Source organism: Streptomyces sp. NPDC032822 (assembly GCF_055578825.1).
Genome location: NZ_JBVIOL010000006.1, coordinates 358,237 through 383,251 on the forward strand (window position 1 = coordinate 358,237; position 25,015 = coordinate 383,251).

The following is a 25,015-nucleotide window of genomic DNA, read 5'->3' on the forward strand; positions in this document are numbered from 1 at the left end:
TGCGTGATTACGCTCGCGCTCATGGCCGACTCCAGATCCGCAGGACATCCCGAATCCTCAGGACCCCCTGAATCCGCAGAACACCCCGACCGCCCCGTGTACGTCATCGGCGGCGGCCCCGGCGGACTCGCCGTCGCGCACGCGCTGCGCGCCCAGGGACTGCGTGCCGTCGTCCTGGAGAAGTCGGACCGCGTCGGGGCGTCCTGGCGGCGCCACTACGACCGGCTGCACCTGCACACCACCCGCCGCCTCTCGGGTCTGCCGGGGCTGCCGATGCCCCGCCGGTTCGGGCGCTGGGTCTCCCGGGACGACGTGGTGCGGTACCTGGAGAAGTACGCCGAGTTCCACGAGCTGGAGATCGTCACCGGCGTCGAGGTCTCCCGCGTCGAGCGCACCCCCGACGGCACCGGCTGGCTGCTGCACGCCACCGGCGGCCGGGAGCTGACCGGCGCCGCGGTGGTCGTCGCCACCGGCTACAACCACACCCCGCGCGTGCCCGACTGGGCCGGACGCGACGACTACACCGGCGACCTCCTGCACGCCGGCGACTACCGCAACCCCGAGCCCTACGCCGGCCGTGACGTCCTCGTCGTCGGCATCGGCAACACCGGCGCCGAGATCGCCGTCGACCTGGTGGAGGGCGGCGCCTCCCGGGTCCGGCTCTCCGTACGCACCGCCCCGCACATCGTCCGCCGCTCCACGGCCGGTTGGGCCGCCCAGTACACGGGCGTGCTCGTACGGCACCTGCCGGTGTCGCTCGTCGACCGGCTCGCCCGGCCGATGGCCAAGCTCAGCGTGCCCGACCTCGCCGCGCACGGTCTGCCCCGCCCGGACACCGGCCTCTACTCCCGCGTCACCGACGGTGCGATCCCCGTGCAGGACGTCGGCCTGATCAACGCGGTCCGCAAGGGCACGGTCGAGATCGTGGCCGCCGTAGAGGCCTTCGAGGACGGCAAGGTCGTCCTCGCCGACGGCACCCGTGTCGAACCGGACGCGGTGATCGCGGCCACCGGTTACGCCCGCGCCCTGGAGAACCTGGTCGGCCACCTCGACGTGCTCGACACCCGCGGCCGACCGGTCGTGCACGGCCCCCGCTCCCCCGCCAACGCCCCCGGCCTCTACTTCACCGGCTTCACCAACCCCATCAGCGGCATGTTCCGCGAACTGTCGATCGACGCGGTGAAGATCGCTAAGGCGGTCGCCAAGGACGGGACACGATCGGCGTCCCGCCTCCCGGTGACCTAGAAGAAGACGGAGAAGAAAAACGGAGAAGACGCACACGACACAGAAGGAGTACAGAGCGAAGAAGACCTCGAACGCATGAAGAGGGTCAACTCCCGGGCATCCTTTGCGTGCAGGCCCATTCCTGACATCCCGTCAGTTCTGTAATCTGACACTGCGTCAGGTAATGTGGCTGTCACACAGGAGCGGGCGGACCGATGCTTGGATCAACCCACGGCACCCTCACCACCGACTCCCGCCGGGCCCGGATCCTCGCCTGTGGCGAGCAACCCGGACCCGCCGTCCACGGCCGGCCGGCCGAGGTCGACGATCTCGATGTCAGCGGCCGGCCGTTGTATTCCGACGTCCCCGATCTGGACCGGTTCTTCCGGCCCGAGTCCGTCGCGGTCATCGGCGCCTCGGACGCGGAGGGCCGCCCGAACACCGGCGTCACCCGCCAACTCCTCGCCTGGTCCGAGCGGGTCGGCGCCCGCCTGCATCCGGTGCATCCCACCCGTCCGTCCGTCTTCGGCATCCCCTGCTCCCCGTCCGTCGCCGACCTGCCCGAAGAGGTCGACCTCGCGGTGCTGCTGGTCGCCGATCCCCTGCCCGTGATCGAGGAACTCGCCGAGGCCAAGGTGAAGTTCGCGGTGGTCTTCGCGTCCGGGTTCGCGGAGACCGGCCCGGAGGGCGCGATCACGCAGGCCCGGCTCGCGGCGGCGGTCGGCCGGACCGGGATCCGGATGCTGGGCCCCAACACCAACCTCAACGCCTTCGAGCACTTCCGGGAGGACCTGGACGGTCCGGCGATCGCGCTGATCACCCAGTCCGGCCACCAGGGCCGCCCCGTCTTCGCCCTGCAGGAGCTCGGCATCCGCCTCTCCCACTGGGCACCCACCGGCAACGAGGCCGACCTGGAGACCGCCGACTTCCTCTCCTACTTCGCCGAGCGGCCCGAGGTGGGCGCCATCGCCTGCTACGTCGAGGGGCTGAAGGACGGCCGCTCCTTCCTGCTGGCCGCCGACCGGGCCGCCCGGCGCGGGGTACCGGTCGTCGCGGTCAAGGTGGGCCGCACCGAGACCGGCGCCCGCACGGCCGCCTCCCACACCGGCAAACTGACGGGCGCGGACACCGTGGTGGACGCGGCGATGCGGCAGTACGGCGTGATCCGCGTCGACGGTCTGGACGAACTCCAGGACACCGCGGCCCTGTTGGCCCGCGCCCGGCCGCCCCTCGCCGAGGGGGTCGTCGTCTACTCGATCTCGGGCGGCACGGGCGCACATGTCGCCGACCTGGCGACCGAGGCGGGTCTCTCCCTGCCGGAGCTGTCGCAGTCCAAGCAGGCCGAACTGCACCAGTGGATACCCGAGTACCTGAACGTGGCGAACCCCGTCGACAACGGCGGGCACCCGGTCGGCGACTGGCGCGGCCGGAAGATCATCGACGCGATCCTCGACGACCCGGAGGTCGGCGTCCTCATCTGCCCGATCACCGGCCCCTTCCCGCCCCTGAGCGACCGGCTCGTCCAGGATCTGGTGGACGCGGCCGAGCGGACGGACAAGCTGGTGTGCGTGGTGTGGGGGTCGCCGGTCGGTACCGAGCCGGCGTACCGCGAGGTCCTGCTCGGCTCGTCCAGGGTGGCCACCTTCCGTACGGTCGCCAACTGCCTGACCGCCGTACGCGCCCACCTCGACCACCACCGGTTCACGACCGGCTACCGCTCCCCCTTCGACTCGGCGCCGCGCACCCTCTCGCCGTCCTTCCGCAAGGCGCGCGAGCTGATGCGCCCGGGACAGCAGCTGAGCGAGCACGCGGCGAAGCAGTTGCTGCGGGCGTACGGAATCCGTGTACCGCGCGAGCAGTTGGTGACCAGTGCGGCGGCGGCCGTGCGCGCGGCGGGGCTGGTGGGCTACCCGGTGGTGATGAAGGCGTCGGGTGCGCAGATCGCCCACAAGACCGAACTCGGCCTGGTGAAGATCGGCCTGACCTCGGCCAGCCAGGTCCGGGACGCCTACCGGGAGTTGACCGACATCGCCCGCTACGAGGATGTCTCCCTGGACGGCGTCCTCGTCTGCCAGATGGTCGAGCGGGGCGTGGAGATGGTCGTCGGTGTCACGCACGACGAGTTGTTCGGGCCGACGGTGACGGTCGGACTCGGCGGGGTGCTCGTCGAAGTGCTGCACGATGTGGCCGTACGTGTGCCGCCCTTCGGCGAGGAGCAGGCGCGCGACATGTGTGCGGAACTGCGCGGGCGGGCCCTGCTCGACGGGGTCCGGGGGCGCCCCCCGGCGGATCTCGACGCGCTCGTCGAAGTCGTACTGCGCGTGGAGCGGATGGCCCTGGAGCTCGGGGACCATGTCGCGGAACTCGACATCAACCCGCTGATGGTGCTGCCCCGCGGGCAGGGAGCCGTGGCGCTGGACGCACTGGTGGTGTGCGGCTGAGATGAACACGCCTACGACAGACCCACCCCCGACCGACCGAAACCCGACGGACACGAACATGCCCAATCCCTCCCCAGAGCCCCGAAATCCCCTTGAGTCATTGATACGGCACACCACTGACAATCAGGTCTGCCGCATCACCCTCAACCGCCCCGAGGCCCTCAACGCTCTCACCCCCGACCAGCGCGAACGCATCATCCTGCTGCTTTCGGAGGCCTCCGCCGACCCGGACGTACGGGCGGTCGTGATCACCGGTACCGGCCGCGGCTTCTGCGCGGGCGCGGACCTGCGCGGCGGCCCCCCGGCAGGCGAGCGGGTGGCCGGTGACGTGGCCCGTACGATCCGCGCGGGCGCCCAGCGCCTGGTCGCCGCCGTCCTCGACTGCGAGAAGCCGGTGATCGCCGCGGTGAACGGTACGGCGGCGGGCCTCGGCGCCCATCTCGCGCTCGCCTGCGACCTCGTGCTCGCCGCGGAGTCCGCCCGGTTCATCGAGGTGTTCGTCCGGCGCGGTCTGGTCCCCGACGGCGGCGGCGCCTATCTCCTGCCCCGCCTGATCGGACCGCAGCGCGCGAAGGAGCTGATGTTCTTCGGCGACGCCCTGAGCGCACCGGAAGCCCAGCGGCTCGGGCTGGTCAACCGGGTCGTCCCGGACGGGGAGTTGGACAAGACGGCCCGGGAGTGGGCCGAGCGACTGGCCACCGGCCCCACCCGCGCCCTAGCCCTCACCAAGCAGCTGGTCAACTCCTCCCTGGACAGCGACCGCGCGACCGCCTTCGCCGCGGAGGCCGCCGCCCAGGAGATCAACATGACGACGGCGGACGCCCGGGAGGGCGTGACGAGCTTCGTGGAGCGGAGGAGCCCCGAGTACCGCGGCCGATAGGCGCGACCTCCAGGCCTATCCGGGCCGTCCGGACGGCCGGGCTATCCGGACAGCCCGGGCTGCCGCAGGATCCACAGTTCCACGTCGTCCTGGTCCCCGAAGCGGGCGAACAGCTCGGGCTCGGCGTACGTGCCGCCGATCGTCCAGTACGTGTCCTGCCCGCATCCCCCGTCGATCCGTACGACGACGCCCGTGCGCCCCGCGCCCATGGGTCCCTGGTCGCCTTGGTGGTCGAAGGACCAGGTTCCGGTCCCGTCGCACTGCTCGTACGGCGGGTAGGACACGTCGTCCCCGCCCGCCGGTCCGGCCGCCATCCTGGTCACCTCGGCCTGGAAGCCGTCCTTCAACCGCAGTTCGCTGCCGTCGCGCCCCTGCCACGTGCCGAGGACCTGCTCGGCCGACAGCTCGGGAGGCTCGTAGGCCGGGTAGAGACCGACCGCCTGGGCGGTCGCCGCACCACCGACGAGCGCCCCGCACAGACCCGCGCACGCGAGCCCCGCCCGGAACCAGACGCGCGACGCGCTCCACAGCTCCCCCGTGCCCAGCTCCCGACGCCGCACATGGGCGACGCCGAGCACGGGCAGCACGGCGAACGCGGAGACGACACCGACGAGTTGAAGCAGTACGACGATGCCGGCCTCCCCGGGGCCCGCCACCAGCACGAACGTCCAGAGCGTCCCGAGCACCACGACGAACACCGCCTGCCAGAGCCCCTGCCATAGCCCCTGTCGGAGTCCCTCCCGGAGCCCCTGCCGGACTCCTGGCGGACCGGGTACCCGCCGGGCGGCCAGGCGGCCGAGGAGCACCGCCGGCATGGTGTGCAGGACCGCGTGCACCATCCCCAGCACGAGCAGCAACAGGGGCGCGAGCACGACGAGGAGGAGCGTGTCGAAGGCGACGTCGTACCCCCTGCCGTAGCTGTCGTCGTCGAAGGTGCGGACGAACGCGAAGGCCGCCAGCACCGTGATCTGCGCCGCGCACACCGCGGCCGCCGCGGTCCGCTCCGCGGGCGTCCAGTGGTGTCGCACCCGTACAAGGCCCCGCCGTATGTGTCCCCAACCCATGTGCGCAGGGTACGCACCCTCCTCCGCGGTTCACCGCCCTTCCCATCTGACAGACCGTCAGCTTCAATGGTGGATGTGATGGGACACGCAGGAATGGCCGCAGCAGCCGTCCGCTACCTCCGGTCCGGGCCGCACCCCGGACCCGTGGAGCCCTTGCCGCGCCCGGAGTTGCGCTGTGTGCGCGAGGACGAGCGGGCGCCGGTCGAACAGGGTGAGTTCCGGCGGGTGCTGGGGACCTTCGCGACCGGAGTGACCGTGGTGACGGCGCCCGCCGCCGACGGCGAACCCGGCCCCGCCGGTTTCGCCTGCCAGTCCTTCTCCGCCCTCTCCCTGGACCCGCCCCTCGTCTCCTTCATGGTCGGCCGTACGTCCACGACCTGGCCCCGCATCGCCCGCGCGGGCGTCTTCTGCGTCAACGTCCTGGCCGCACACCAGGGCGAGTTGTGCCGCGGGTTCGCGGTGCGCGGCGCGGACAAGTTCGCCGGGGTCGTGTTCGACGCGGCACCAGTGTCCGGCTCCCCGCGCCTCGCGGGCACGCTCGCGTGGATCGACTGCGCGATCCACGCGGTGCACACGGGCGGCGACCATCTCGTCGTCGTGGGACGCGTGGACGCGCTGGGGACGGGCGCCGAGGAGGCGGCACCTCTGGTGTTCCACAGGGGACGGTTCCTCTAGACCACGACCGGGCGGCCGGGGTCCGAGCCGGGCCTCAGCCGCGACCGAGCGGCCGGGGCTCAACCGGGCCCCAGCCTCATCTGGGCCACATCGAGTTACCCCGTCACCGCGGCCTACCCCACCTGCCCCACCTGCCCCACCTTCGCCTCCGAGTCGGTCGGCCCCGTCAGACCCGTCGGATCGGCCGGATCAGCCGCATCGACCGGATCGGCCGGCCCCGTCGGCCGTCGCCGGATCACCAGCGCCATCAGCGCCGCCACCGCGCACAGCGCCCCCGACGCGTACCAGACCATGTCGTACGTACCGAAGACGTCCCGGGCCACGCCTCCGAGGAACGCGACGAGCGCGGCGCCGAGTTGGTGGGAGGCGAGGACCCAGCCGAAGACGATCGCGCTGTCCTCGCCGTAGTACTCCCGGCACAGGGCCACGGTGGGCGGCACGGTGGCGACCCAGTCGAGGCCGTAGAAGACGATGAAGAACAGCATCGGCGGGTGGACCGACGGGGCCAGCAGCAGGGGCAGGAAGAGCAGCGAGACGCCGCGCAGGGCGTAATAGACGGCCAGCAGCCGGCGCGGCTCGTAGCGGTCGGTGAACCAGCCGGAGGCGATGGTGCCGACGACGTCGAAGACGCCGATGACCGCGAGCAGCGAGGCCGCCGCGGTGACGGGCATGTGCGCGTCGTGGGCCGCGGGCACGAAGTGGGTCTGCACCAGGCCGTTGGTGGAGGCGCCGCAGATCGCGAAGGTCCCGGCGAGCAGCCAGAAGGGGCCGGTGCGGGCGGCCTTGAACAGCACGGTCACGGCCCGGCGCGCGGCACCGGTCACCGGGGGCGGCTTCGGCACGAACTCCTGGGCGCCGTACGGCTTCAGGCCCACGTCGGCCGGATGGTCGCGCAGCAGCAGCCATACGAAGGGCACCACCGCGAGGGCGGCGAGGGCGACCGTGACGGCCGCCGGACGCCAGCTGTGGGTCTCGACCATCCAGGACAGCGCCGGCAGGAAGATCAGCTGCCCGGAGGCGGAGGCGGCGGTGAGGATGCCGGTGACCAGGCCGCGCCGCTCGGTGAACCAGCGGTTGGTGACGGTCGCGGCGAAGGCCAGCGCCATGGAGCCGGACCCGAGGCCGACCAGCAGGCCCCAGCAGAGCAGCAGTTGCCAGGCCGCCGTCATCCAGACGGTGAGGCCGGACCCGATCGCGATCACCGTGAGGGCGACGGCGACGACCCGGCGGATGCCGAAACGGTCCATCAGCGCGGCGGCGAAGGGCGCGGTGAGCCCATAGAGCGCGAGGTTGACGGAGACGGCCGCCCCGATCGTCCCGCGCGACCAGCCGAACTCCTGGTTCAGCGGGTCGATGAGCAGCCCCGGCAGGGAACGGAAGGCGGCGGCGCCGATGATCGTCACGAAGGTGACGGCGGCGACGAACCAGGCCCTGTGCAGCCGGATCCTCTTCCGTCGTCCGCTGGATGCCTCTACGGCGGCTTCGCTTGTCTGGGTCACGACATAAAGCTTCCGGGTCGACCGCTCCCGAGATCGAGTGGCCCGAAAGACAGTATTCGCTAGGATCGGGCCATGGAAACGGCCACAGGTTCCGCGGACCACCGCCCGCACCGCGTCGTCGTGCTCGCCCTCGACGGCCTGCTCCCCTTCGAGCTGGGCATCCCGCACCGCATCTTCGGCCGCCCCAAGAAGTCGCCTCGCCGCCCCTACTACGAGGTCGTGACCTGCTCGATCCGCCCGCCCGGCCCGGTCGAGACCGACGCCGACTTCGCCATCCAGGTCGCCCACGGCCCGGAGGTCCTGGCCACCGCCGACACGGTGATCATCCCGGCGTCGTACGAACTGGGCCCGGTCTTCGAGCAGGGCGTCCTCACCGACGAACTGGCCGCCGCGCTCGCCCACATCCGGCCCGGCACCCGGCTCGCCTCCATCTGCACCGGCGTCTACGTCCTGGCCGCCGCCGGCCTCCTGGACGGCCGGCCCGCCACCACGCACTGGGCCGACGCGGAGCACCTCCAGCGTCTCTTCCCACGGATCAAGGTCGACGCGGACGTCCTGTTCATCGACGACGGCGACATCCTGACCTCGGCGGGCGTGGCGGCCGGCCTCGACCTGTGCCTGCACATGGTGCGCCGCGACCACGGCACGGCCGTCGCCAACGAGGTGGCCCGCCGCACGGTCGTACCGCCGCACCGCGACGGCGGCCAGGCGCAGTACATCCACCGCCCCGTGCCCGACCCCCAGTTGGCGACCACGACCTCGGCCCGCGCCTGGGCGCTGGGCCGGCTCCACGAGCCGATCCAGCTGCGGGACATGGCCGAGCAGGAGTCCATGTCCGTACGCACCTTCACCCGCCGCTTCCGTGAGGAGACCGGCGTCAGCCCCGGCCAGTGGCTCACCCAACAGCGGGTGGAACGGGCCCGGCACCTGCTGGAGTCCACCGACCTCTCCGTCGACCAGATCGCCCACGACGCGGGCTTCGGCACGGCCCAGTCGATGCGCCAGCACCTACAGACGACACTCGGGGTCACACCCACCGCGTATCGCCGCACCTTCCGGGCCGGGACCGACGGGACCGGTGGGGTCGGCAGGGCCCACCGAACCGATGAGGCCAGCAGGACCGATGAGGCCACTGTGCCCGGCAGCGACCGGGCCGCCGACAGCGCCAGCCGAAGCGACACAGCCGACAGCGCCACCCGCTCCGGCGGAACCGGCAGAACCCCCCGAACCGACGGTCACGCCCCCGTCCTCGCCCCGCGCTGAACGATCGCCGGAGCGCACCTCGCCCCACCACCCCACGGCCGTCAGGACCAGCGTCAGGCCCACGCCGGCCAGGACGGCCGTGGACGGTGACGTCACCCGGAGCAGGGCGCCCGCGAGCGAACCCGCCGCCGCGTACCCGACGCTGCCGGCCGCGTACATGACCGAGTAGCCCGAGGCCAGGGAGCTCTCCGGAAGTGCCTCGCGCAGGGCCAGATTGCGGGTGACCAGCGCACCCGACTGGAACATGCCGCCCACGGCCAACGCGGCGGCGATCCCGGCCGTGGACGGCGTCAGCGCGGCAAGGGCCACGCAGGCCGACGTGCCACCGATCAGCACCGCGCTGCGGGTGCGCAGCCGCCCCGGCCAGGCCCGAAGACCATAGAGAAAGGCGCCCAGTCCCGCGCCCACAGCCATCCCCGTCAGCATCGGGCCGGACCAGCCGACGCCGATGTCCCTCTGTTCGAGCAGCGCGGGCAGGACGATTTCGGCCAGGCCGAGCAGGGTGAGACCGGCCGCACCGGTGACATACACGGGCCAGGCACCGATCAGGAGCCCCAGCACCGAAGGTCCCGCCCGCTCCGCTCCTTTGCGCCCAAGCCCGTCGCCGGTCCCCTTACCCCGACGCTCGTCGTCCGTCTCCTTACCGCCGCGCCCATCCTCCCTCTCCTTACCGCCGGGCCCATCGCCCGCCCCCTTCCTTCCCCGCCCGTCGTCCACCTTCCACCCGGCCGGAAGCAGCCACAGCCCTCCGACCGACAACGCCATCAGCGCGGCCCCGAGGAGCAGCGGAACGCGCGGTGCCGCGCCGAGCGCGAGGCCGGCGACGGTGGCCGGAGAGACGGCCCAGATAACCGAGTTGAGCATCGACTCGGTGGACAGCGCCTGCGTCACGGCCCGCGCCGGGACCAGGCCGGTGAGCAGCGCGCGCAGCCCGCCGGCGACGGCGGCCGGAGCGGCGCCGGCCAGGGAGGCGAACGCGGCGAGGAGCACGGGATGCGCGCCCGGGAAGACTCCGAGTGCCGCGAACCCCGCGGCCCCGGTCGCGAGGGCCGCGACCAGTTGGGGTCTGGCCCGGTCGGGACGCAGCCGCATGCCGAGCACCGGCGCACCGACGATCTCCCCGACGACATACGCGGCCGCGAGCACCGCCCCCAGGGCATAGCCGCCCGGGCGTTCGCGCACCAGGAACACCAGGGCCAACGGGGCCATGGCCACCGGCAGGCGGGCGGCGAGGGAGGTGCAGGCCCAGATCAGCACCTGCTTGGAGGCGACGTCGCGGTAGGTCATGCGTCGACGCTAGAGGCGGGCACCGACAACGCCCCAGGAAAATTCCCGCACCTGTGGAAAACCTCTGGCACACCGCGGACATTCCCCCGAACCACCCTCAGAACCCCACCCTCCCCCAGAACCACTGCCCCCGAACCCCACCCTCCAGAATTCGGCCCTCAGAACCCCACCCTCAGAACGTCAACACCCCCCGAGCAACCCGCCCCGCCTCCGCGTCCCCCGCCGCCTTCTCGAAGTCCTCGACCGGATATGTCTCCGTCACCAGTTCGTCGAGGAGCAGCCGTCCCTCGCGGTACAGCTCGGCGTAGAGGGCGATGTCCCGTTGTGGGCGGGAGGATCCGTACCGGCAGCCCAGGATGGACTTGTCCAGGTACATCGAGGAGACCAGGAAGGACGCCTCGGCGGTGGCCGGCGGGACGCCGAGGAGGATCGCCTGTCCGTGCCGGTCCAGGGCGTCGATCGCCGCCCGGATCAGTTCGACGCGGCCTACGCACTCGAAGGCGTGGTCCGCGCCGGTCGGCAGGATGTCCCGCACCCCGTCCGCCGAGGTGAGGAAGTGGGTCGCGCCGAACCGCCGGGCCACCGCCTCCTTCGCCGGGTTGGCGTCCACGGCGACGATCCGCAGGGCGCCCGCGATCCGCGCGCCCTGAAGGACGTTGAGCCCGATCCCGCCGGTGCCGATCACCAGCACGCTGTCCCCGCGGTCGACCCTGGCCCGGTTGAGCACGGCGCCGACGCCGGTCAGCACCCCGCATCCGATGAGCGCGGCGGAGGGCATGGGGATGTCCTTGGGGATCCGCACGGCCTGCACGGCCTTCACCACCGTCCGTTCGGCGAAGGCCGAGTTGGACGCGAACTGGAACACCGGCCGCCCGCCCCGGGTGAACGGCCGCCCCGGCCGCCCGATCGCCTGCCGGCACATCGTCGGCCGTCCCCGGTCGCACTCGGCGCACGCACCGCAGTTGGCGAGCGTCGACAGGGCCACGTGGTCCCCGGCCGCCACATGGGTGACCCCGGCTCCGACGGCCTCCACCACCCCCGCACCCTCGTGGCCGAGCACCACAGGGACGGGGAACGGGATGGTCCCGTCCACCACGGACAGATCGCTGTGGCACAACCCCGCCGCGGAGATCGCGACCAGCACCTCTCCCGGCCCCGGATCCCGCACTTCCAGATCGTCCACGACCTCGATCTGCTTCCCGTCGAACAGCACACCGCGCATCACACGACTCCCTTGGGCTCCCTAGGCAGACCGAGCACCCGCTCGGCGATGATCGTGCGCTGGATCTGGTCGGAGCCCCCGTAGACCGTGTCGGCCCGGGAGAACAGGAACAGGTGCTGGAGCGCGTCGAGTTCGTAAGGCGCCGCGTCCGACCACACCTGGGGCCCTACGACGGCCCCCGCGCCCCGTGCCAGCATCGCCAGCTCCCCGAGCCGCTGATGCCACCCGCCCCACAGCAGCTTGGCGACGCTGGGCGCCCCGGCGTCGCCCGAACTCCCCAGCGTGCGCAGGGCGTTCCACCGCATCACCCGCAGCTCGGCCCACTGCCGCACCAGCCGTTCCCGTACGACGGGATCGCGCACCGCGCCGGACGCGACGGCCGCCTCGACGACCCGCCCCAACTCCTGTGCGAAGCCGATCTGCTGGGCGAGCGTCGACACTCCCCGCTCGAACCCGAGCAGGCTCATCGCGACCCGCCACCCGTCGCCCTCGCCCCCGACGACGTGCTCCCCGCGCGCGTGGGCCCCGTCGAAGAAGACCTCGTTGAACTCGCTCGTGCCGGTGAGCTGCCGGATGGGCCGCACCTCGATCCGGCCGGGCTGGTCCATGGGTACGAGCAACAGACTCAGTCCGCGGTGGCGCGTCGAACCGGGTTCCGTCCGGGCGAGTACGAAGCACCAGTCCGCCTCGTGGGCGAGCGAGGTCCAGATCTTCTGCCCGGTGATCCGGTAGCCCGTCCCGTCCGCGGAACGCTCGGCCTTGGTCCGCACCCCGGCGAGGTCCGACCCCGCGCCGGGCTCGCTGTATCCCTGACACCAGAGTTCCTCCCCCGCGGCGATGGGCGGCAGGAACCGGGCCCGCTGCTCGTCGCTGCCGTGTGCGAGGAGTGTGGGCGCGAGGAGGTTCTCCCCGATGTGCCCGGAGCGCGGCGGCGCCCCGGACCGCGCGTATTCCTCGGCCCAGACGACCTGCTGGGTGAGCCCGACGGTCCGGTTCCCGAACCCGTCCTCGGCCCAACCCATCCCGATCCAGCCGGCTTTGCCCAGGGTGCGTTCCCAGGTGCGACGGTCGAGCGACCCGTCGACATGCGTGACAAGCCAATCCCGGACTTCCCCCCGGAACACCTCGTCCGCGGCGCTGACCCCAAAGTCCACAGACCTCTCCTTCCGATCTTTCCGACGCCGACGCGATGTCCTACCTGGGGGAACGGGGCGGTGTCCGGTGGGCGGCTCCCCCGTGCGGGCACGACCAGCCACAACGCGCCCATGCCTGCACCGGCACCACAACCCACACCACCCACCCCGCACCCCGCACCCCGAGCTACTGGGCGTTGGGCCGCGCACCTTCCCTCGCCGCCCGCTCCATCCCCTCCAACCGCGCCAGCATCGGCATCGGGTCCACTCCCACAGACCCCGGCAGGAACTCCGCTATCGATTCCGGCGTCCAGCCGCCGGAGGCGTACGCCGATCGCAGTTCCCGCGGCTGGGCCCACACCGCGATCTTCGGCCCGGCGATCGTGTACACCTGCCCGGTGATCCCCTGCTCCCGGGCCTTCTCGGACAGCAGGTACACCACCAGCGCGGCCACGTCCTCCGGCTCCCCGATCTCCGCCAGCTCCATCGGCACGTTCGCCGACATCCGCGTACGGGCGACGGGTGCCACCGCGTTCGCGGTCACCCCGTACTTGTTCAGCCCCAGCGCGGCGCTGCGCACCAACGAGATGATCCCGCCCTTGGCCGCGCTGTAGTTGGCCTGCGACACCGAGCCCTGGTGGTTGCCGCTGGTGAAGCCGATCAGGGTCCCGGACCGCTGCTTGCGCATCACGGCGGACGCCGCCCGGAACACGGTGAACGTGCCCTTGAGGTGGGTCGCCAGGACCGGGTCCCACTCCTCCTCGGACATGTTGAACAGCATCCGTTCGCGCAGGATCCCGGCGACGCAGACGACGCCGTCGAGCTGTCCGTACGCGCTCAGGGCGGTGTCGACGACCCGCTGCCCGCCCGCCATCGTGGAGATGTCGTCGGCCACGGCGACCGCGTCGCCGCCCGCCGCCGCTATCTCCTTGACCACGGACTCGGCGATCTCGCTCGTGGGTGAGCCGCCGTCCATCGAGACGCCGTAGTCGTTGACGACGACCCGCGCCCCCTCGGCCGCCGCGCCCAGTGCCACCGCACGGCCGATCCCCCGCCCGGCGCCCGTCACGGCGATCACTCTGCCTGCCAAGAAGTTCCCCATGCCGGCCCCTTCCCGCGGTTTCTGACGGACCGTTAGATTTTATGACCCGTCAGACACACGGAGACAAGCCCCCGGAGACCACCGATGTCACTGCCCTCGCTGCCTGCCGCGTTCCACGACATCGCCAAGCGCGTGAACAACTGGGGCCGTTGGGGGGAGGACGACGAGATCGGCACCCTCAACCTGATCACCGACGAGGTGGTCCGCGAGGCCGCGGCCTGCGTACGGAGCGGGCGCCGGGTGCCGCTGGCGCTCGCCCTGCGCGAGGACGGCGTACAGACCGGACTGATTCCGGGCCGGGTCAACCCCCTGCACGCCATGGTGCAGATCAACCAGGAGATCTTCGGCCCGGGGACGGTGGCGTGCAGCGACGACGCGGTGACCATGGGGCTGCAGGCCGCCACCCACTGGGACGCGCTCACCCATGTCTCGCACTCGGGCCGGCTCTACAACGGCCGCCCGGCCGGCACCATCACCGCGCACGGCGGCGCCGAGTTCAGCGGCATAGACAAGGCCCGGCACATCGTCTCGCGGGGCGTGCTGCTGGACGTGGCACGCGCGCGTGAGGTGCACCGGCTGGACGGCGGGCACGCCGTCACACCCGAGGACCTGGAGGCGGCGGAGGAACTCGCGGGCACGCGCGTGCGGGCCGGTGACATCGTCCTCGTCCGGACGGGGCAGGTGCAGACGTATCTCGCGGGCGACCGGCAGGCGTACGGCTTCCCCTCTCCCGGTCTGTCGGTCCGTACTCCGGAGTGGTTCCATGCGCGCGATGTCGCCGCGGTCGCCAACGACACCCTCACCTTCGAGATCTTCCCGCCGGAGATCGAGGACCTGTGGCTGCCCGTGCACGCGCTCCATCTCGTGGAGATGGGGATGCTCCAGGGCCAGAACTGGAATCTCGAAGAGTTGTCCACAGCCTGTGGACAAGAAGGCCGCTACGCGTTCCTGCTGTCGGCGATGCCCGAGCCGTTCGTCGGCGCCACGGGGACGCCGGTGGCGCCCGTCGCGATCCTGTGAGGCCGCCGGCGACCTTCCGGGACCGTCGGACAGCGGCGCGCCTCGCCCGCCCCGAGCACGGCATCGCGCGCCACCGTCCGACTCGGCGCGCCCGCTCCCCTCCCCCTGGCCCTGAGGGAACCGGCACCGAATCACGACCCACGCTCGTCGAGGGCTTCCGTCACCGAAGCCCTCGCCGTCCCCTCGCGGCGAATCGCTGACCACAAGCGTGATCAATCGGTCACGTGGCGTCAACACCCGTCCGGGGATTTGTTCGCCTACGACCTGTTTTGCCATGGGCGCGCACAGAAGCATGTCCCGGCGCACGGATTCACCGCCCGTCGGGTGACGACAGCGCCTTCCACGGCCGCGTACCAGGCCACCGGCATGTTCCAGGACCGCGCCGGACCGGAGCAGCCCGTGCGCCGGTACACGCCGAGGTTCTTGTCGGCCCTGTCGGGCTCAGCGCCGACGCGTCCTGCCGAGGCCTCGCCGACATCCCGCAGACGTGTCCCGTCGACGTCACACCGACTCGAACGCGAGCCCCTCGTAGGCCGAGAAGCCGTCCCCGTAGGTCGTCGCGGCCCCTCGGGATCCGGCGGTGCACCGGTCCAGTTCGCACCAGATCCGCTTGCCGGCGCCCTCGGGACTCCAGCCCCAGCGGTCGGCGAGCCCGTCGACGAGGGCGAGGCCCCTCCCGCCGGTCTCCTCGCCGTCCACGCAGCGCGGCACCGGGGCGCGGTCGCTGCGGTCGGCCACTTCGAGGCGGACGGTGGCCGACTCCGCCTCCACGGGCGGCAGGGACAGGCGCAGCACGGCCGGACAGCCGGTGTGCACCACGGCGTTGGTGACCAGTTCGGAGACCAGCAGGATGAGGATCTCCGCGAGTGGCTCGTCATCTCCTATGCCGGACCCGGCGAGTCGGGAGCGGGCCCACTTCCGGGCCCGCCCCACCTCAGTGGGGTCGGGACGGATCTCCAGCTGCACTTGAAGCACCTGCACCGTTCACACCATCCGAACCGGCGGACACATAGCCTCGCGCCTCACGAGGGCCACGATCGTAGCCATTTTTTGCATGGCCAGAACAATGGCCAAAGCCGGGGTCACGGAACGTGAATCCCTTATGAGACAGCATGGTTGACGTACAGTCACCCCAACAAGCGCTTCGGGCATATTCCAGCGCGAAGGAGTACCCGTGCGGGATACTGTGCGACGCTCGCCGCGGGGAGTCGAACAGGCGGGGGCCGAGGGCCCTTCCACCTTGCGAACAGCGACGCGCACCGCCGGATCCGGAGTGGCCTCCAGGGCGACACCGTCATGGCTCGTGCTCGGAACCACTCGCATCCCAGACAAGGTACCGGAGCCGTCGGCCGACTCCGGGACGTGACGAGTCACGCCTAGGACACAACCCGGTATCAACGCTGCGTGATTCCGGTGTGCCACAATCCGCGACACCCGTCCCGGCCGCCCCGGTGGCCACACGGCTCACTCGCCCATCTCGCCGTTCAGCCCACCAGATCGGCCGCGAGCAGCTCCTCGCTCTCCGTTCCGCCACCGCCGCGTCGCGCCCGCACCCAGGCCCGTTTGAGGTGCAGGTGGACCTCGCTCTCCCAGGTGAACCCCATTCCGCCGTGCACCTGGAGACAGTCCCGGGTGCCGCGCAGGGCGGCCTCGTCGGCGAGCAGCCGGGCCGCCGCGATGTCGGCGGGGTCCGCGGTGACGGCCGCCGCGTACACCGCTGCCCGAGCCACCTCCGCCCGCACCAGCATCTCGGCGCACAGGTGCTTGACCGCCTGGAAGGCCCCGATCGGCTGCCCGAACTGCTCACGCGTCCGGGCGTGTTGCACGGCCAGCTCGCACGCGCGTGTGGCGGTACCGAGCTGCTCGGCCGCGGTGAGCAGTCCGACAGCGGGGTCGGGGAGGGGACCTGGCCCGGGGGCCCGGGTCGGCGCACCCGCGGAGGGCACCCGGTGCAGTGGCGTCAGCGGATCCACCGACCGCAGGGGCACGGCCCCCGCGATGTCCGCGCCCTCCGCATCCCCCCGTACGACGTCCGCCTCCTCCAGCCACTCCACCAGCCCGCCGTCCACGGCCGCCACCACCGTCTCCCCGGTCGCCGCTCCCGGCACGCTTCCCGCGGCGAGGTGGGTGGCGATCAGCGGCCCGGGCAGCAGCACCCGGCCCGCCTCCTCGAAGGCCAACACGGCTTCGGGCAGGCCCAGTCCGACGCCGCCGTCGGCCTCCGGCAGCCGCAGCGCGAAGAACCCGGCGGTGCCGAGTTCGCGCCACAGCGCGCGGTCCAGGCCCGGTGCCGCCACGGACGCCCGGAGCGCCTCGCGGTCGAAGCGGCGTGCCAGCAACTCCCGTACGCCGCCGCGCAACGCCCGCTGGTCGTCGGTCAGTCGGAAACGCACGTCATCGTCCCTTCGGCAGTCCGAGGATCCGCTCGGCCACGATGTTGCGCTGGATCTGCGAGGTCCCGGCCGCGATGGTGTACGACAGCGAGGACAGCCGGTCGAGGGTCCAGGGCCGGTCCAGGTCCAGGCAGTCGGGGCCGAGGACGTCGGCGGCGGCGTCGTAGAGCTCCTGGCGGGCCACCGAGTAGCGCAGCTTGAAGACCGAGCCGCCCACGCCCGGGACGCCGCCGCTCGCCTCCGCCTCGCTCACGTTCCACTGCGTGAGCCGCCACAGGGCGCGGAACTCGGCGTTCAGTCTGCCCAGCCGCCGCCGGAGCGCCGGATCGTCCCAGCGGCCGTTCCGCCGGGCCGTGCGGGCGAGTTCGCCGAGCACACGCCGGCAGGCGACGACCTCGCCGACGAAGGCCGTGCCGCGTTCGAAGGAGAGCGTCACCATGGTCACGCGCCAGCCGTCGTTCTCGTCGCCGACCCGGTTGGCGACCGGCACCCGCACCTCGTCGAGGAACACCTCGGCGAACTCGGCGGACCCGGCGAGGGTCGTGAGCGGCCGTACGGTGATGCCCGGGGCGTCCATGGGCATGGCCAGCCAGGTGATACCGCGGTGTTTGGGCGCCGACGGGTCGGTGCGGACCAACAGCTCGCACCAGTCGGCGACTTCGGCGTGCGAGGTCCAGATCTTGGAGCCGGTCACCACGTAGTCGTCGCCGTCCCGGTACGCGCGCGTGCGCAGGGCCGCGAGGTCGCTGCCGGCGTCCGGTTCGCTGAAGCCCTGGCACCAGACCTCCTCGCCCCGCAGCACGGGCGGCAGCCAGCGCTCCCGCTGCCCGGGGGTCCCCTCGGCGGCGATCGTGGGCCCGGCGTGCAGCAGTCCGACGAAGTTGGCTCCCACATAGGGGGCGCCGGCCCTCTCGGTCTCCTCCAGGTAGATCAGCCGCACGGTCGGGGAGGCGTCCCAGTGCACGTGCGCGTATCCGGCGTCGTGGAGCGTCCGCTGCCAGCCGAGGTCGTAGGCCCGGCGGGCGGGCCAGTCGCCGGGGGACGGCTTGGGCGGCAGGGTCGGCAGCGCCTTCCCCAGCCACTCCCTCAACCGCGCCCGGAACTCCTCCTCTTCGGGCGTGTACGTGAGGTCCATCCGTCCCCCCACCACTTGCCTGACGGTTCGTCAGATCGACTGTCCCAGCAGGCTAGCCCCGCACCCCTGGACCGACAAGGCGTCGAGCCCTACGCTCTGCCCACCATCTGACTGTCCGTCAGCTCTTCAGGGGGCCGCTGTGAACGACACCGCCCGCGCGCTCGGCACCTCCCGCACCCTCTGGGACCTGGTCGCCCGCCGCGCCGACCTCACACCCGAGAGCCCGGTCCTCCTCCAGGAGGAGCGCGCGCTGAGCTTCGGGGAGCTGCGCAACCGCTCGGAGCGGGTCGCGGCGGGCCTGTACGACCTCGGCGTACGCCCCGGCACGGTCGTCGCCTGGCAGCTGCCCACCCGCATCGAGACGGCCCTGTTGTCCTTCGCGCTGGCCCGCCTGGGAGCCGTCCAGACCCCGGTCATCCCGTTCTACCGGGACCGCGAGGTCGGCTTCGCGCTGCGGGAGTCGAAGGCGGAGTACTTCGCGGTGCCGGGCGAGTGGCGCGGCTTCGACCACACGGAGATGGCGCGGCGGCTCGGCGCGAAGGGCGTCATCGAGGCGTACGACCGGCTGCCCGACGGCGATCCGTCCGTGCTGCCCCCGCCGCCCGCCGAGGGCACCTCGGTCCGCTGGATCTACTGGACCTCGGGCACCACCTCGACCCCCAAGGGCGTTCTGCACACGGACCGTTCGCTGATCGCGGGCGGCTCGTGCCTGGCCCACGCGCTGCGCCCGACGGCCGCCGACGTCGGCTCGATCGCCTTCCCGTACGCCCATATCGGCGGCCCGGACTACATGGTGATGCTGTTGCTGTACGGCTTCCCGGCGGTGATGTTCGAGCAGTTCGCCATGCCGGACGCGCTGGCCGGGTACCGCGGGCACGGGGTGACGATCGCGGGCGGGTCGACGGCGTTCTACTCGATGTTCCTCACCGAGCAGCGCAAGCGGCCCGGGACCCCGGTCGTCCCGTCGCTGCGGCTGCTGGCGGGCGGCGGGGCGCCCAAGCCGCCGGAGGTGTACCACGCCGTCGTACGGGAGCTGGGCGTGCAGCTGACCCACGGCTACGGCATGACCGAGGTGCCGATGATCACGATGGGGGCGCCGGACGACACCACCGAGATGCTGGCGACGACGGAGGGACGGCCGCCGGAGGGCATGGAGATACGGATCGTGGACGGCGAGGTGCGGCTGAAGGGCGAGGCCGTGTGCCAGGGGTACCTGGACCCCGCCCAGACCGCGGAGGCCTTCGACGCGGAGGGGTTCCTGCGCACCGGGGACCTCGGGCGGCTGACGGACACCGGCCATCTGGTGCTCACCGGGCGGCTCAAGGACGTGATCATCCGCAAGGGCGAGAACATCTCGGCGCAGGAGGTCGAGGACCTGCTGCACCGGCATCCGGGCGTCGGGGACGTGGCGGTGATCGGGCTGCCGGACGCGGAGCGCGGGGAGTTGGTCTGTGCCGTCGTCGAGGCGGCGGAACAGCCCGGGGGCGAGGCCGGGTTGACCCTGGAGGCGATGGTCTCGCATCTGCGCGCGGAAGGGCTGTCGACCCACAAGCTGCCGGAACGGCTGGAGGTGGTGGACGCCCTTCCGCGGGGCGAGACCCTGCGGAAGGTGCTCAAGTACAAGCTGCGGGAGCGCTATTCGGGGACGTAGGTCCGCGGATCGGCGGGCCCTACTCCGGGACGGTGAAGTAGCGCGCGAACGCGGTCACGATCTCGTCCTCGCCGATCCTGCCGTCGCCGTCCGTGTCGAGCGTGGTCGCGGCGGTCCGGGCGACGTCCTCGGGGACGCCGAGGATCCCGAGCACACGCGCGGTGTTCTCGACGGTGGCCGCGCCGTCCCCGTCCGGGTCGGCCACGGCGAGCGCGGCGTGCAGGAAGGGGCGGGCGATCTCGGCGAACCGGTCCGGGTTGTCGCGCAGCCGCTTGACGGCGCCGCCCACGAACTCGTCCTGGGTGATGCGCTGGTCGCCGTCCCGGTCCGCTATGCCGGCCATACCCTGCCAGAACGCCTCGGCACCGAGGTACAGGGCCTGTCCCTTGTCGGACCGGGCCGCCGTGCCGAACTCGGTGAGCAGCGCCTTGGCCGCCACGTTGAAGTCCGCGCGGTCGATGTAGCCGTTGCCGTCCTGGTCGAAGGTGGCGAACCGGGCACCGATCCTGCGCTCGTACTCGCTGCTGACCATGTCTCTTCGTGCCGCCTTACGTGACGTCGGGGTGGTGCCGTCTGGCACGGAGCGTACGACGTGGGAGGCCTTCGGGGCTGGGGAAGGTGACGCTTGTGCCAGGACTGGGGGAAACTTGGGACAACGGTGTGGCAGGAGCGGACGGCGCCCGCCGTCCACCGGCCACCGATCCACCCGCCACGGGCAACCGGTCACCGGCCGCCGGCGTCACGCCGACAGCGGGTCCGCGTCCTCCGAGACCGCCGAGTCGACGTCCGGGTGGACGTCGAACAGGCGGCGGACGCCCAGCGCGCCCAGGACCCTGTTGACGTGGGAGCCGTCCTCCGCGCCCTGCGCCGGGAGGATCAGCCGCAGTCTGCCCTGGCAGGAGCGGATGAGGCGGCGGGACGCTATGAGCACGCCGACACCGCTGGAGTCGCAGAAGAAGACGTCGGAAAGGTCCAGGACGATGCTGTGACCGCCCTCGGCGACCACATCGTGCACCCCCTGCCGCAGCGCGGGTGACGTCACCAGATCCAGTTCGCCCGACACCTGGAGCACGGCCCACTCGCCCTGCTCACTGCCGGTCACATTGAACGCCACCACCATGCCCTTCGTTCGCCGGATCTCAACCGGAAGTCATCCCTTCGCTTCCTTGCAGCGCGGCTGCCCAGCGGCCGTTCCCTGAAACTCCGGCCCAGAAACGGAAGCAAACCGAAAGAGGCTTGTTTCCGTCGTATTCGATCCTGTTCGATCAGGCCTGATCGGGCGCTACGCGGGTAGGCACCGCCAAGGTCATTACCACCTGGCGCCCACCGGGGGCGCGCATTGGCACAAAGGGGCGTGCACCGCCGCAGGTGCCGACTACATTCGAGGAGACGGTGGGCGCACGCTTGACAGGCACACGGGTCGGGACACGAACCGGGACACAGGCAGGGACACGGGCAGGGCGAGAGGGCCACATGGCGAAGAAGGACGCACCGCCCCGCTGGGACCGCAAGATGCAGCAGCGGCTGGCACGCGGTGAGGCAGCGGCCCTGGGCGAGCTCTACGACCGTTTCGCCTCCCTCGTGCACGGCCTCGCCCACCGCGTCCTCGGCGACGAGCGCGCCGCCGACGGCATCACCCGCGAGGTCTTCGCCCACGTCTGGGAGCACCCCGACGCCTACGACCCCAAACAGGGCCCCCTGCGCTCCTGGGTCGCCACCCTCACCCACCGCCTCGCCGTGCAGCGGCTGCGCGCCACCGAGACCGCCGCCCTCGCCCAGGACGGCCACGGCACCGCCGAGGACCTGGAGCGCAAGGTCCGCCACGCCTCGGTCGCCGCCCGCGCCGACTACATCGTCCAGTCCATGCCCGTCCCCCTGCGCGCCGCCCTGGAACTCGCCTACTTCCAGCGCCGCGACTACCGCCAGACCGCCGCCGACCTCGGCGTCACCGAGGACGAGGCCCGCCGCCGCCTCCGCCTCGGCCTGCAGCTCCTCTCCACCGCCCACGACGCGGGCGCACCCGGGTCACCCCCCGGATACGGGGGTGCGGCATGAGTGGATCCGACCCCGACCTCACTCCTGAGCCGGACCCCGACCGCTCCCCCCACATCCCGATGCCCCGCGCCTCCGTCGAGGACGGCGGCCTCCCGCTGCCCGAGCTGGACAGGCTGCCTCCCGCCCCGCCGCTCGTGCTGGAGCACCGCGTCCTGAAGTCGCTCCTCGGCGCGTGGGCGCTGGCCGCCTGCTCCGCGGAGGAGACCCTCGCCGTCGAGGAGCACCTCGGCGACTGCGGAAGCTGCGCGGACGAGGCCCTGCGGCTGCGCGAGGCGGTCGGTCTGCTGCAGCGCCCCGAGAGCCTCGACCTCGACCCCGGCCTGCGCACCCGCGTCCTGGCGGGCTGCCTGGACCGGCGCCCGCCGCGCATCCCGGTGCCGGTCTGGGCGACACCGTACGACGCCGAGACGGCCCGCCTGGACGCCCTGCTCCAGGACATAGGCGACGCCGAGTGGCACGCGCCCGTGCGGCTGCGCTGGTTCGAGGCCGACGAGCCGACGAGCCGTCGTACGACCGTCGCCGGGGTCATCACCCACCTGCTGACCGTCGACGGGCTGGTCGCCGTCGCCCTCGGCCTGGACGACCCGCTCGGCGCGGTCGTCTCCGAGGCGCCGACACCGGCCGCGCGGACCGAGGCGTACTGGCGGGCCTCGCACTTCCCGCCGACCCGCTCGGTGCGCGGCCCCTGGCGCGAGCAGAGCCACGACCTGGTGCGCACGGTGTCCTTCACCGGCGGCACCAACGGCGGACTGACCGTCCCCTACGGCGCCTTCGAACTGCCGCTGCGGGACGCGATGCTGGACCGCGCCTTCGAGTGCTGGGTGCACGCGGAGGACATCGCCGAGGCGGTGGACTACCCCTACGGGCCGCCCTCCCCGCGCCATCTCAACCGCATGATCGACCTGGCGGCCCGGATGCTGCCCGCCGTGCTGGCCGTCCGCCGCAAGGCCGGACTCGCCGCACCGGCCCCCGGCCGGCACCTGGTGACGGCCGGCGAACCGGGCCGCAGCCTGCGGCTGGAGATCGAGGGACTCGGCGGCGGCGAGTGGCTGATTCCGCTGGACTCCCCGGCCGCGGTGGGCTCCGCCGCGCACGAGGTCGCGCATGTCGCCCTGGACGGCGTGGAGTTCTGCCGGCTGGCGGCGGGCCACGTGTCTCCCGCGGAGGCGGCGGCGGGGCAGCTCGGTGACCGCGAGGCGATCAGGGACGTGCTGTTCGCCGCGGCGAGCTTGAGCCGGATGTAGGGGCGGGTCGCCGATGCGTCGGCGACTGCGGGTGGTTCGTGGTTGCTCGCGCAGTTCCCCGCGCCCCTCAGGTGCGTCCGGTGGACGTGCTCAAGGGGCGCGGGGCTGTATCGATTTGCGGCTCCGCCGCGGGGCGCGACCAGCCCACGACCACCCGCAGCCGCCCGACAACCAGACGGCCCGAGCTCCTAGGCGAAGACGACCGTCCGGCGGCCGTTCAGCAGGATCCGCCGTTCCGCATGCCACTTCACGGCCCGCGCCAGCGCCTGGCACTCCACGTCCCGGCCGATCGCGACCAGTTGATCCGGAGTGACGTCGTGCGCCACCCGCTCGACCTCCTGCTCGACGATCGGGCCCTCGTCGAGGTCCGCCGTCACGTAGTGCGCGGTGGCACCGATCAGCTTCACCCCGCGGGCGTGCGCCTGGTGGTAGGGCTTGGCGCCCTTGAAGCTCGGCAGGAAGGAGTGGTGGATGTTGATGATCCGGCCGCTGAGCTGCTTGCACAGGTCGTCGGAGAGCACCTGCATGTAGCGGGCGAGGACGACCAGTTCGACGTTCTCCGCGCGGACCAGCTCCAGGAGCCGCGCCTCGGCCTGGTCCTTCGTGTCCTTCGTCACCGGGATGTGGTGGAAGGGGATGTCGTACGACCCCACGAGTTCGGCGAAGTCCGTGTGGTTGGACACCACGGCGGCGATCTCCACCGGCAGGGCACCGGTGCGGGCGCGGAAGAGCAGGTCGTTCAGGCAGTGACCGAACCTGCTGACCATGAGGACGATCCGCATCCGGTCGTCGGCCCGGTTGATCTGCCAGTCCATGTGGAAGGCGTCACCGATCGCCGCGAAGCTGGCCCGCAGCTTGTCCACGGTCACCGGCGCCTCCGCCGAGAAGTGGACGCGCATGAAGAACAGTCCGGTGTCGTGGTCGCCGAACTGCTGACTGTCCTCGATGTTGCAGCCGGTCATGAAGAGGTAGCTCGACACGGCGTGCACGATGCCCTGCTTGTCGGGGCAGGAGAGGGTGAGGACGTACTGGTCGGCGGGAGCCTCGGCTCGGCTGGACTGCGCGTTCATGCAGGACAGGGTCCCATATCCGGTACGGCCACGGTCCCGCCGTCTCGCTAGGCAGACCGCGTCACGATCCGCAGTACCTCCAGCGTGCTCGGTGACGCGTCCGGGTCCTCCCCGTCGGCCACCGCCATCCGGACGTGCGCGTCCCGCGCCGCCCGTATCGCGTCCGGCCACCCCTGGTGGTCGACGTAGGCGGAGACGGGGGCGTCCGGCCCGACCTGGTGCATGATCCGCAGCACCCGCAGTACGGCGGTGTCGACGAGGGCCGCCTCCTGGGAGTCCCGGAAGATCGTGCCGACGTACTTCTCGGCGGACCAGTTGTCCAGCCAGGTGTCCTCGACCAGGCGGTACACGGCGTCGGTGACGTCCCCGTACCCGTCGACACCGGCCAGCCAGACGTTCTGCTGGAACACCGGATCGGAGAGCATGTGCAGCGCGGAGCGCACATTGCTGCGCCAGCGCCACCACGGCATGTCGTTCTGTGGCATGCCGCCCATGGTGGATGAGCGACGGCCGCGACGGGAAGAGTTCTCCGAACCTTGCACGGTCACCGATCGTACGTTCTTCCCCTCCCGGGTCCCACCGGCCCCCGCTGTTCACCTGCCCGTCACCACCCCCTAACCGTGGGTGACACCGGGGTTGGTGATGTGGCGGAAGCGT

Annotated in this window: 21 protein-coding genes and 1 pseudogene; 9 read left to right on the plus strand and 13 right to left on the minus strand. The window is 72.0% G+C overall.

Annotated features, from left to right (window positions below; all coding sequences use genetic code 11):
- The first annotated feature begins 21 nt into the window (after window positions 1-21).
- From ACZ5VD_RS19700 to ACZ5VD_RS19710, 3 genes are all read left to right on the plus strand, one after another.
- The gene (locus ACZ5VD_RS19700) at window positions 22-1,245 is read left to right on the plus strand and encodes a flavin-containing monooxygenase (RefSeq protein WP_468682805.1); all 1,224 of its coding nucleotides are present in this window, start codon (window positions 22-24) and stop codon (window positions 1,243-1,245) included.
- Window positions 1,246-1,439: 194 nt separating this feature from the next.
- Complete coding sequence (locus tag ACZ5VD_RS19705; RefSeq protein ID WP_468549076.1) at window positions 1,440-3,665, plus strand: acetate--CoA ligase family protein; 2,226 nt, start codon at window positions 1,440-1,442, stop codon at window positions 3,663-3,665.
- Window positions 3,666-3,723: 58 nt separating this feature from the next.
- Window positions 3,724-4,545: an enoyl-CoA hydratase/isomerase family protein gene (locus ACZ5VD_RS19710; RefSeq protein WP_468682806.1), complete on the plus strand. Its 822-nt coding sequence runs from the start codon at window positions 3,724-3,726 to the stop codon at window positions 4,543-4,545.
- A gap of 41 nt (window positions 4,546-4,586) precedes the next feature.
- Here ACZ5VD_RS19710 and ACZ5VD_RS19715 read toward each other — a convergent pair whose 3' ends face one another.
- Complete coding sequence (locus ACZ5VD_RS19715) at window positions 4,587-5,609, minus strand: hypothetical protein (protein WP_468682807.1); 1,023 nt, start codon at window positions 5,607-5,609, stop codon at window positions 4,587-4,589.
- Between the two features lie 78 nt (window positions 5,610-5,687).
- Here ACZ5VD_RS19715 and ACZ5VD_RS19720 point away from each other — a divergent pair, with 78 nt between their 5' ends.
- The gene (locus tag ACZ5VD_RS19720) at window positions 5,688-6,284 is read left to right on the plus strand and encodes a flavin reductase family protein (protein ID WP_468549079.1); all 597 of its coding nucleotides are present in this window, start codon (window positions 5,688-5,690) and stop codon (window positions 6,282-6,284) included.
- Window positions 6,285-6,397: 113 nt separating this feature from the next.
- Here the strand turns inward: ACZ5VD_RS19720 and ACZ5VD_RS19725 are convergent, their stop codons facing one another.
- The gene (locus tag ACZ5VD_RS19725) at window positions 6,398-7,783 is read right to left on the minus strand and encodes an MFS transporter (RefSeq protein ID WP_468682808.1); all 1,386 of its coding nucleotides are present in this window, start codon (window positions 7,781-7,783) and stop codon (window positions 6,398-6,400) included.
- Between the two features lie 72 nt (window positions 7,784-7,855).
- On the opposite strand from ACZ5VD_RS19725, the gene ACZ5VD_RS19730 reads away from it, so the two are divergent.
- Window positions 7,856-9,046, plus strand: coding sequence for a GlxA family transcriptional regulator (locus ACZ5VD_RS19730; RefSeq protein ID WP_468682809.1), 1,191 nt, complete (start codon window positions 7,856-7,858; stop codon window positions 9,044-9,046).
- On the opposite strand, the pseudogene ACZ5VD_RS19735 reads toward ACZ5VD_RS19730, so the two are convergent.
- The 4 genes and pseudogenes from ACZ5VD_RS19735 to ACZ5VD_RS19750 form a co-directional block, all read right to left on the minus strand.
- A pseudogene (locus tag ACZ5VD_RS19735) lies at window positions 8,972-10,333 on the minus strand (MFS transporter); the annotation flags it as partial. The gene ACZ5VD_RS19730 and the pseudogene ACZ5VD_RS19735 sit on opposite strands and share 75 nt — an antisense overlap.
- Before the next feature lie 172 nt (window positions 10,334-10,505).
- Window positions 10,506-11,555, minus strand: a complete 1,050-nt coding sequence (locus ACZ5VD_RS19740; protein ID WP_468549082.1) for a Zn-dependent alcohol dehydrogenase — start codon at window positions 11,553-11,555, stop codon at window positions 10,506-10,508.
- Window positions 11,555-12,709: an acyl-CoA dehydrogenase family protein gene (locus ACZ5VD_RS19745; RefSeq protein WP_468682810.1), complete on the minus strand. Its 1,155-nt coding sequence runs from the start codon at window positions 12,707-12,709 to the stop codon at window positions 11,555-11,557. Before ACZ5VD_RS19745 ends, ACZ5VD_RS19740 begins: the two co-directional genes overlap by 1 nt.
- A 166-nt stretch (window positions 12,710-12,875) precedes the next feature.
- The gene (locus tag ACZ5VD_RS19750; RefSeq protein ID WP_468549084.1) at window positions 12,876-13,790 is read right to left on the minus strand and encodes an SDR family NAD(P)-dependent oxidoreductase; all 915 of its coding nucleotides are present in this window, start codon (window positions 13,788-13,790) and stop codon (window positions 12,876-12,878) included.
- 84 nt (window positions 13,791-13,874) lie between these two features.
- Here ACZ5VD_RS19750 and ACZ5VD_RS19755 point away from each other — a divergent pair, with 84 nt between their 5' ends.
- A complete protein-coding gene (locus ACZ5VD_RS19755) occupies window positions 13,875-14,810 on the plus strand; it encodes a cyclase family protein (protein ID WP_468682811.1) in 936 nt (311 codons plus the stop codon).
- A gap of 501 nt (window positions 14,811-15,311) precedes the next feature.
- On the opposite strand, the gene ACZ5VD_RS19760 is transcribed toward ACZ5VD_RS19755, so the two are convergent.
- The 3 genes from ACZ5VD_RS19760 to ACZ5VD_RS19770 form a co-directional block, all read right to left on the minus strand.
- Complete coding sequence (locus ACZ5VD_RS19760) at window positions 15,312-15,776, minus strand: ATP-binding protein (protein ID WP_468549219.1); 465 nt, start codon at window positions 15,774-15,776, stop codon at window positions 15,312-15,314.
- A gap of 518 nt (window positions 15,777-16,294) precedes the next feature.
- Window positions 16,295-17,203, minus strand: coding sequence for an acyl-CoA dehydrogenase family protein (locus ACZ5VD_RS19765; RefSeq protein WP_468682812.1), 909 nt, complete (start codon window positions 17,201-17,203; stop codon window positions 16,295-16,297).
- Window position 17,204: 1 nt separating this feature from the next.
- The gene (locus ACZ5VD_RS19770; RefSeq protein WP_468549087.1) at window positions 17,205-18,338 is read right to left on the minus strand and encodes an acyl-CoA dehydrogenase family protein; all 1,134 of its coding nucleotides are present in this window, start codon (window positions 18,336-18,338) and stop codon (window positions 17,205-17,207) included.
- A 139-nt stretch (window positions 18,339-18,477) separates the two neighbouring features.
- On the opposite strand from ACZ5VD_RS19770, the gene ACZ5VD_RS19775 reads away from it, so the two are divergent.
- Window positions 18,478-19,989 carry a class I adenylate-forming enzyme family protein gene (locus ACZ5VD_RS19775; RefSeq protein ID WP_468682813.1) on the plus strand — a complete coding sequence of 504 codons (1,512 nt, stop codon included), beginning with the start codon at window positions 18,478-18,480 and terminating at the stop codon, window positions 19,987-19,989.
- A gap of 19 nt (window positions 19,990-20,008) precedes the next feature.
- On the opposite strand, the gene ACZ5VD_RS19780 is transcribed toward ACZ5VD_RS19775, so the two are convergent.
- Together ACZ5VD_RS19780 and ACZ5VD_RS19785 are read right to left on the minus strand one after the other, a co-directional pair.
- Window positions 20,009-20,521 (minus strand): EF-hand domain-containing protein, encoded by a 513-nt coding sequence (locus ACZ5VD_RS19780; RefSeq protein WP_468549089.1) that lies wholly within the window; start codon window positions 20,519-20,521, stop codon window positions 20,009-20,011.
- Window positions 20,522-20,728: 207 nt separating this feature from the next.
- On the minus strand, window positions 20,729-21,109 hold the full coding sequence (locus tag ACZ5VD_RS19785; protein WP_468549090.1) for an STAS domain-containing protein: 381 nt from the start codon (window positions 21,107-21,109) through the stop codon (window positions 20,729-20,731).
- 353 nt (window positions 21,110-21,462) lie between these two features.
- On the opposite strand from ACZ5VD_RS19785, the gene ACZ5VD_RS19790 reads away from it, so the two are divergent.
- Both ACZ5VD_RS19790 and ACZ5VD_RS19795 read left to right on the plus strand, forming a co-directional pair.
- Window positions 21,463-22,044, plus strand: coding sequence for a sigma-70 family RNA polymerase sigma factor (locus tag ACZ5VD_RS19790; RefSeq protein ID WP_468549091.1), 582 nt, complete (start codon window positions 21,463-21,465; stop codon window positions 22,042-22,044).
- The gene (locus tag ACZ5VD_RS19795; protein WP_468682814.1) at window positions 22,041-23,288 is read left to right on the plus strand and encodes a zf-HC2 domain-containing protein; all 1,248 of its coding nucleotides are present in this window, start codon (window positions 22,041-22,043) and stop codon (window positions 23,286-23,288) included. The genes ACZ5VD_RS19790 and ACZ5VD_RS19795 overlap by 4 nt, the downstream gene beginning before the upstream one ends.
- A gap of 188 nt (window positions 23,289-23,476) precedes the next feature.
- Here the strand turns inward: ACZ5VD_RS19795 and purU are convergent, their stop codons facing one another.
- Both purU and ACZ5VD_RS19805 read right to left on the minus strand, forming a co-directional pair.
- Window positions 23,477-24,358, minus strand: a complete 882-nt coding sequence (gene purU / locus ACZ5VD_RS19800; protein ID WP_468549093.1) for a formyltetrahydrofolate deformylase — start codon at window positions 24,356-24,358, stop codon at window positions 23,477-23,479.
- A 47-nt stretch (window positions 24,359-24,405) separates the two neighbouring features.
- On the minus strand, window positions 24,406-24,906 hold the full coding sequence (locus tag ACZ5VD_RS19805) for an SCO4402 family protein (RefSeq protein ID WP_468549094.1): 501 nt from the start codon (window positions 24,904-24,906) through the stop codon (window positions 24,406-24,408).
- Between the last annotated feature and the right edge of the window lie 109 nt (window positions 24,907-25,015).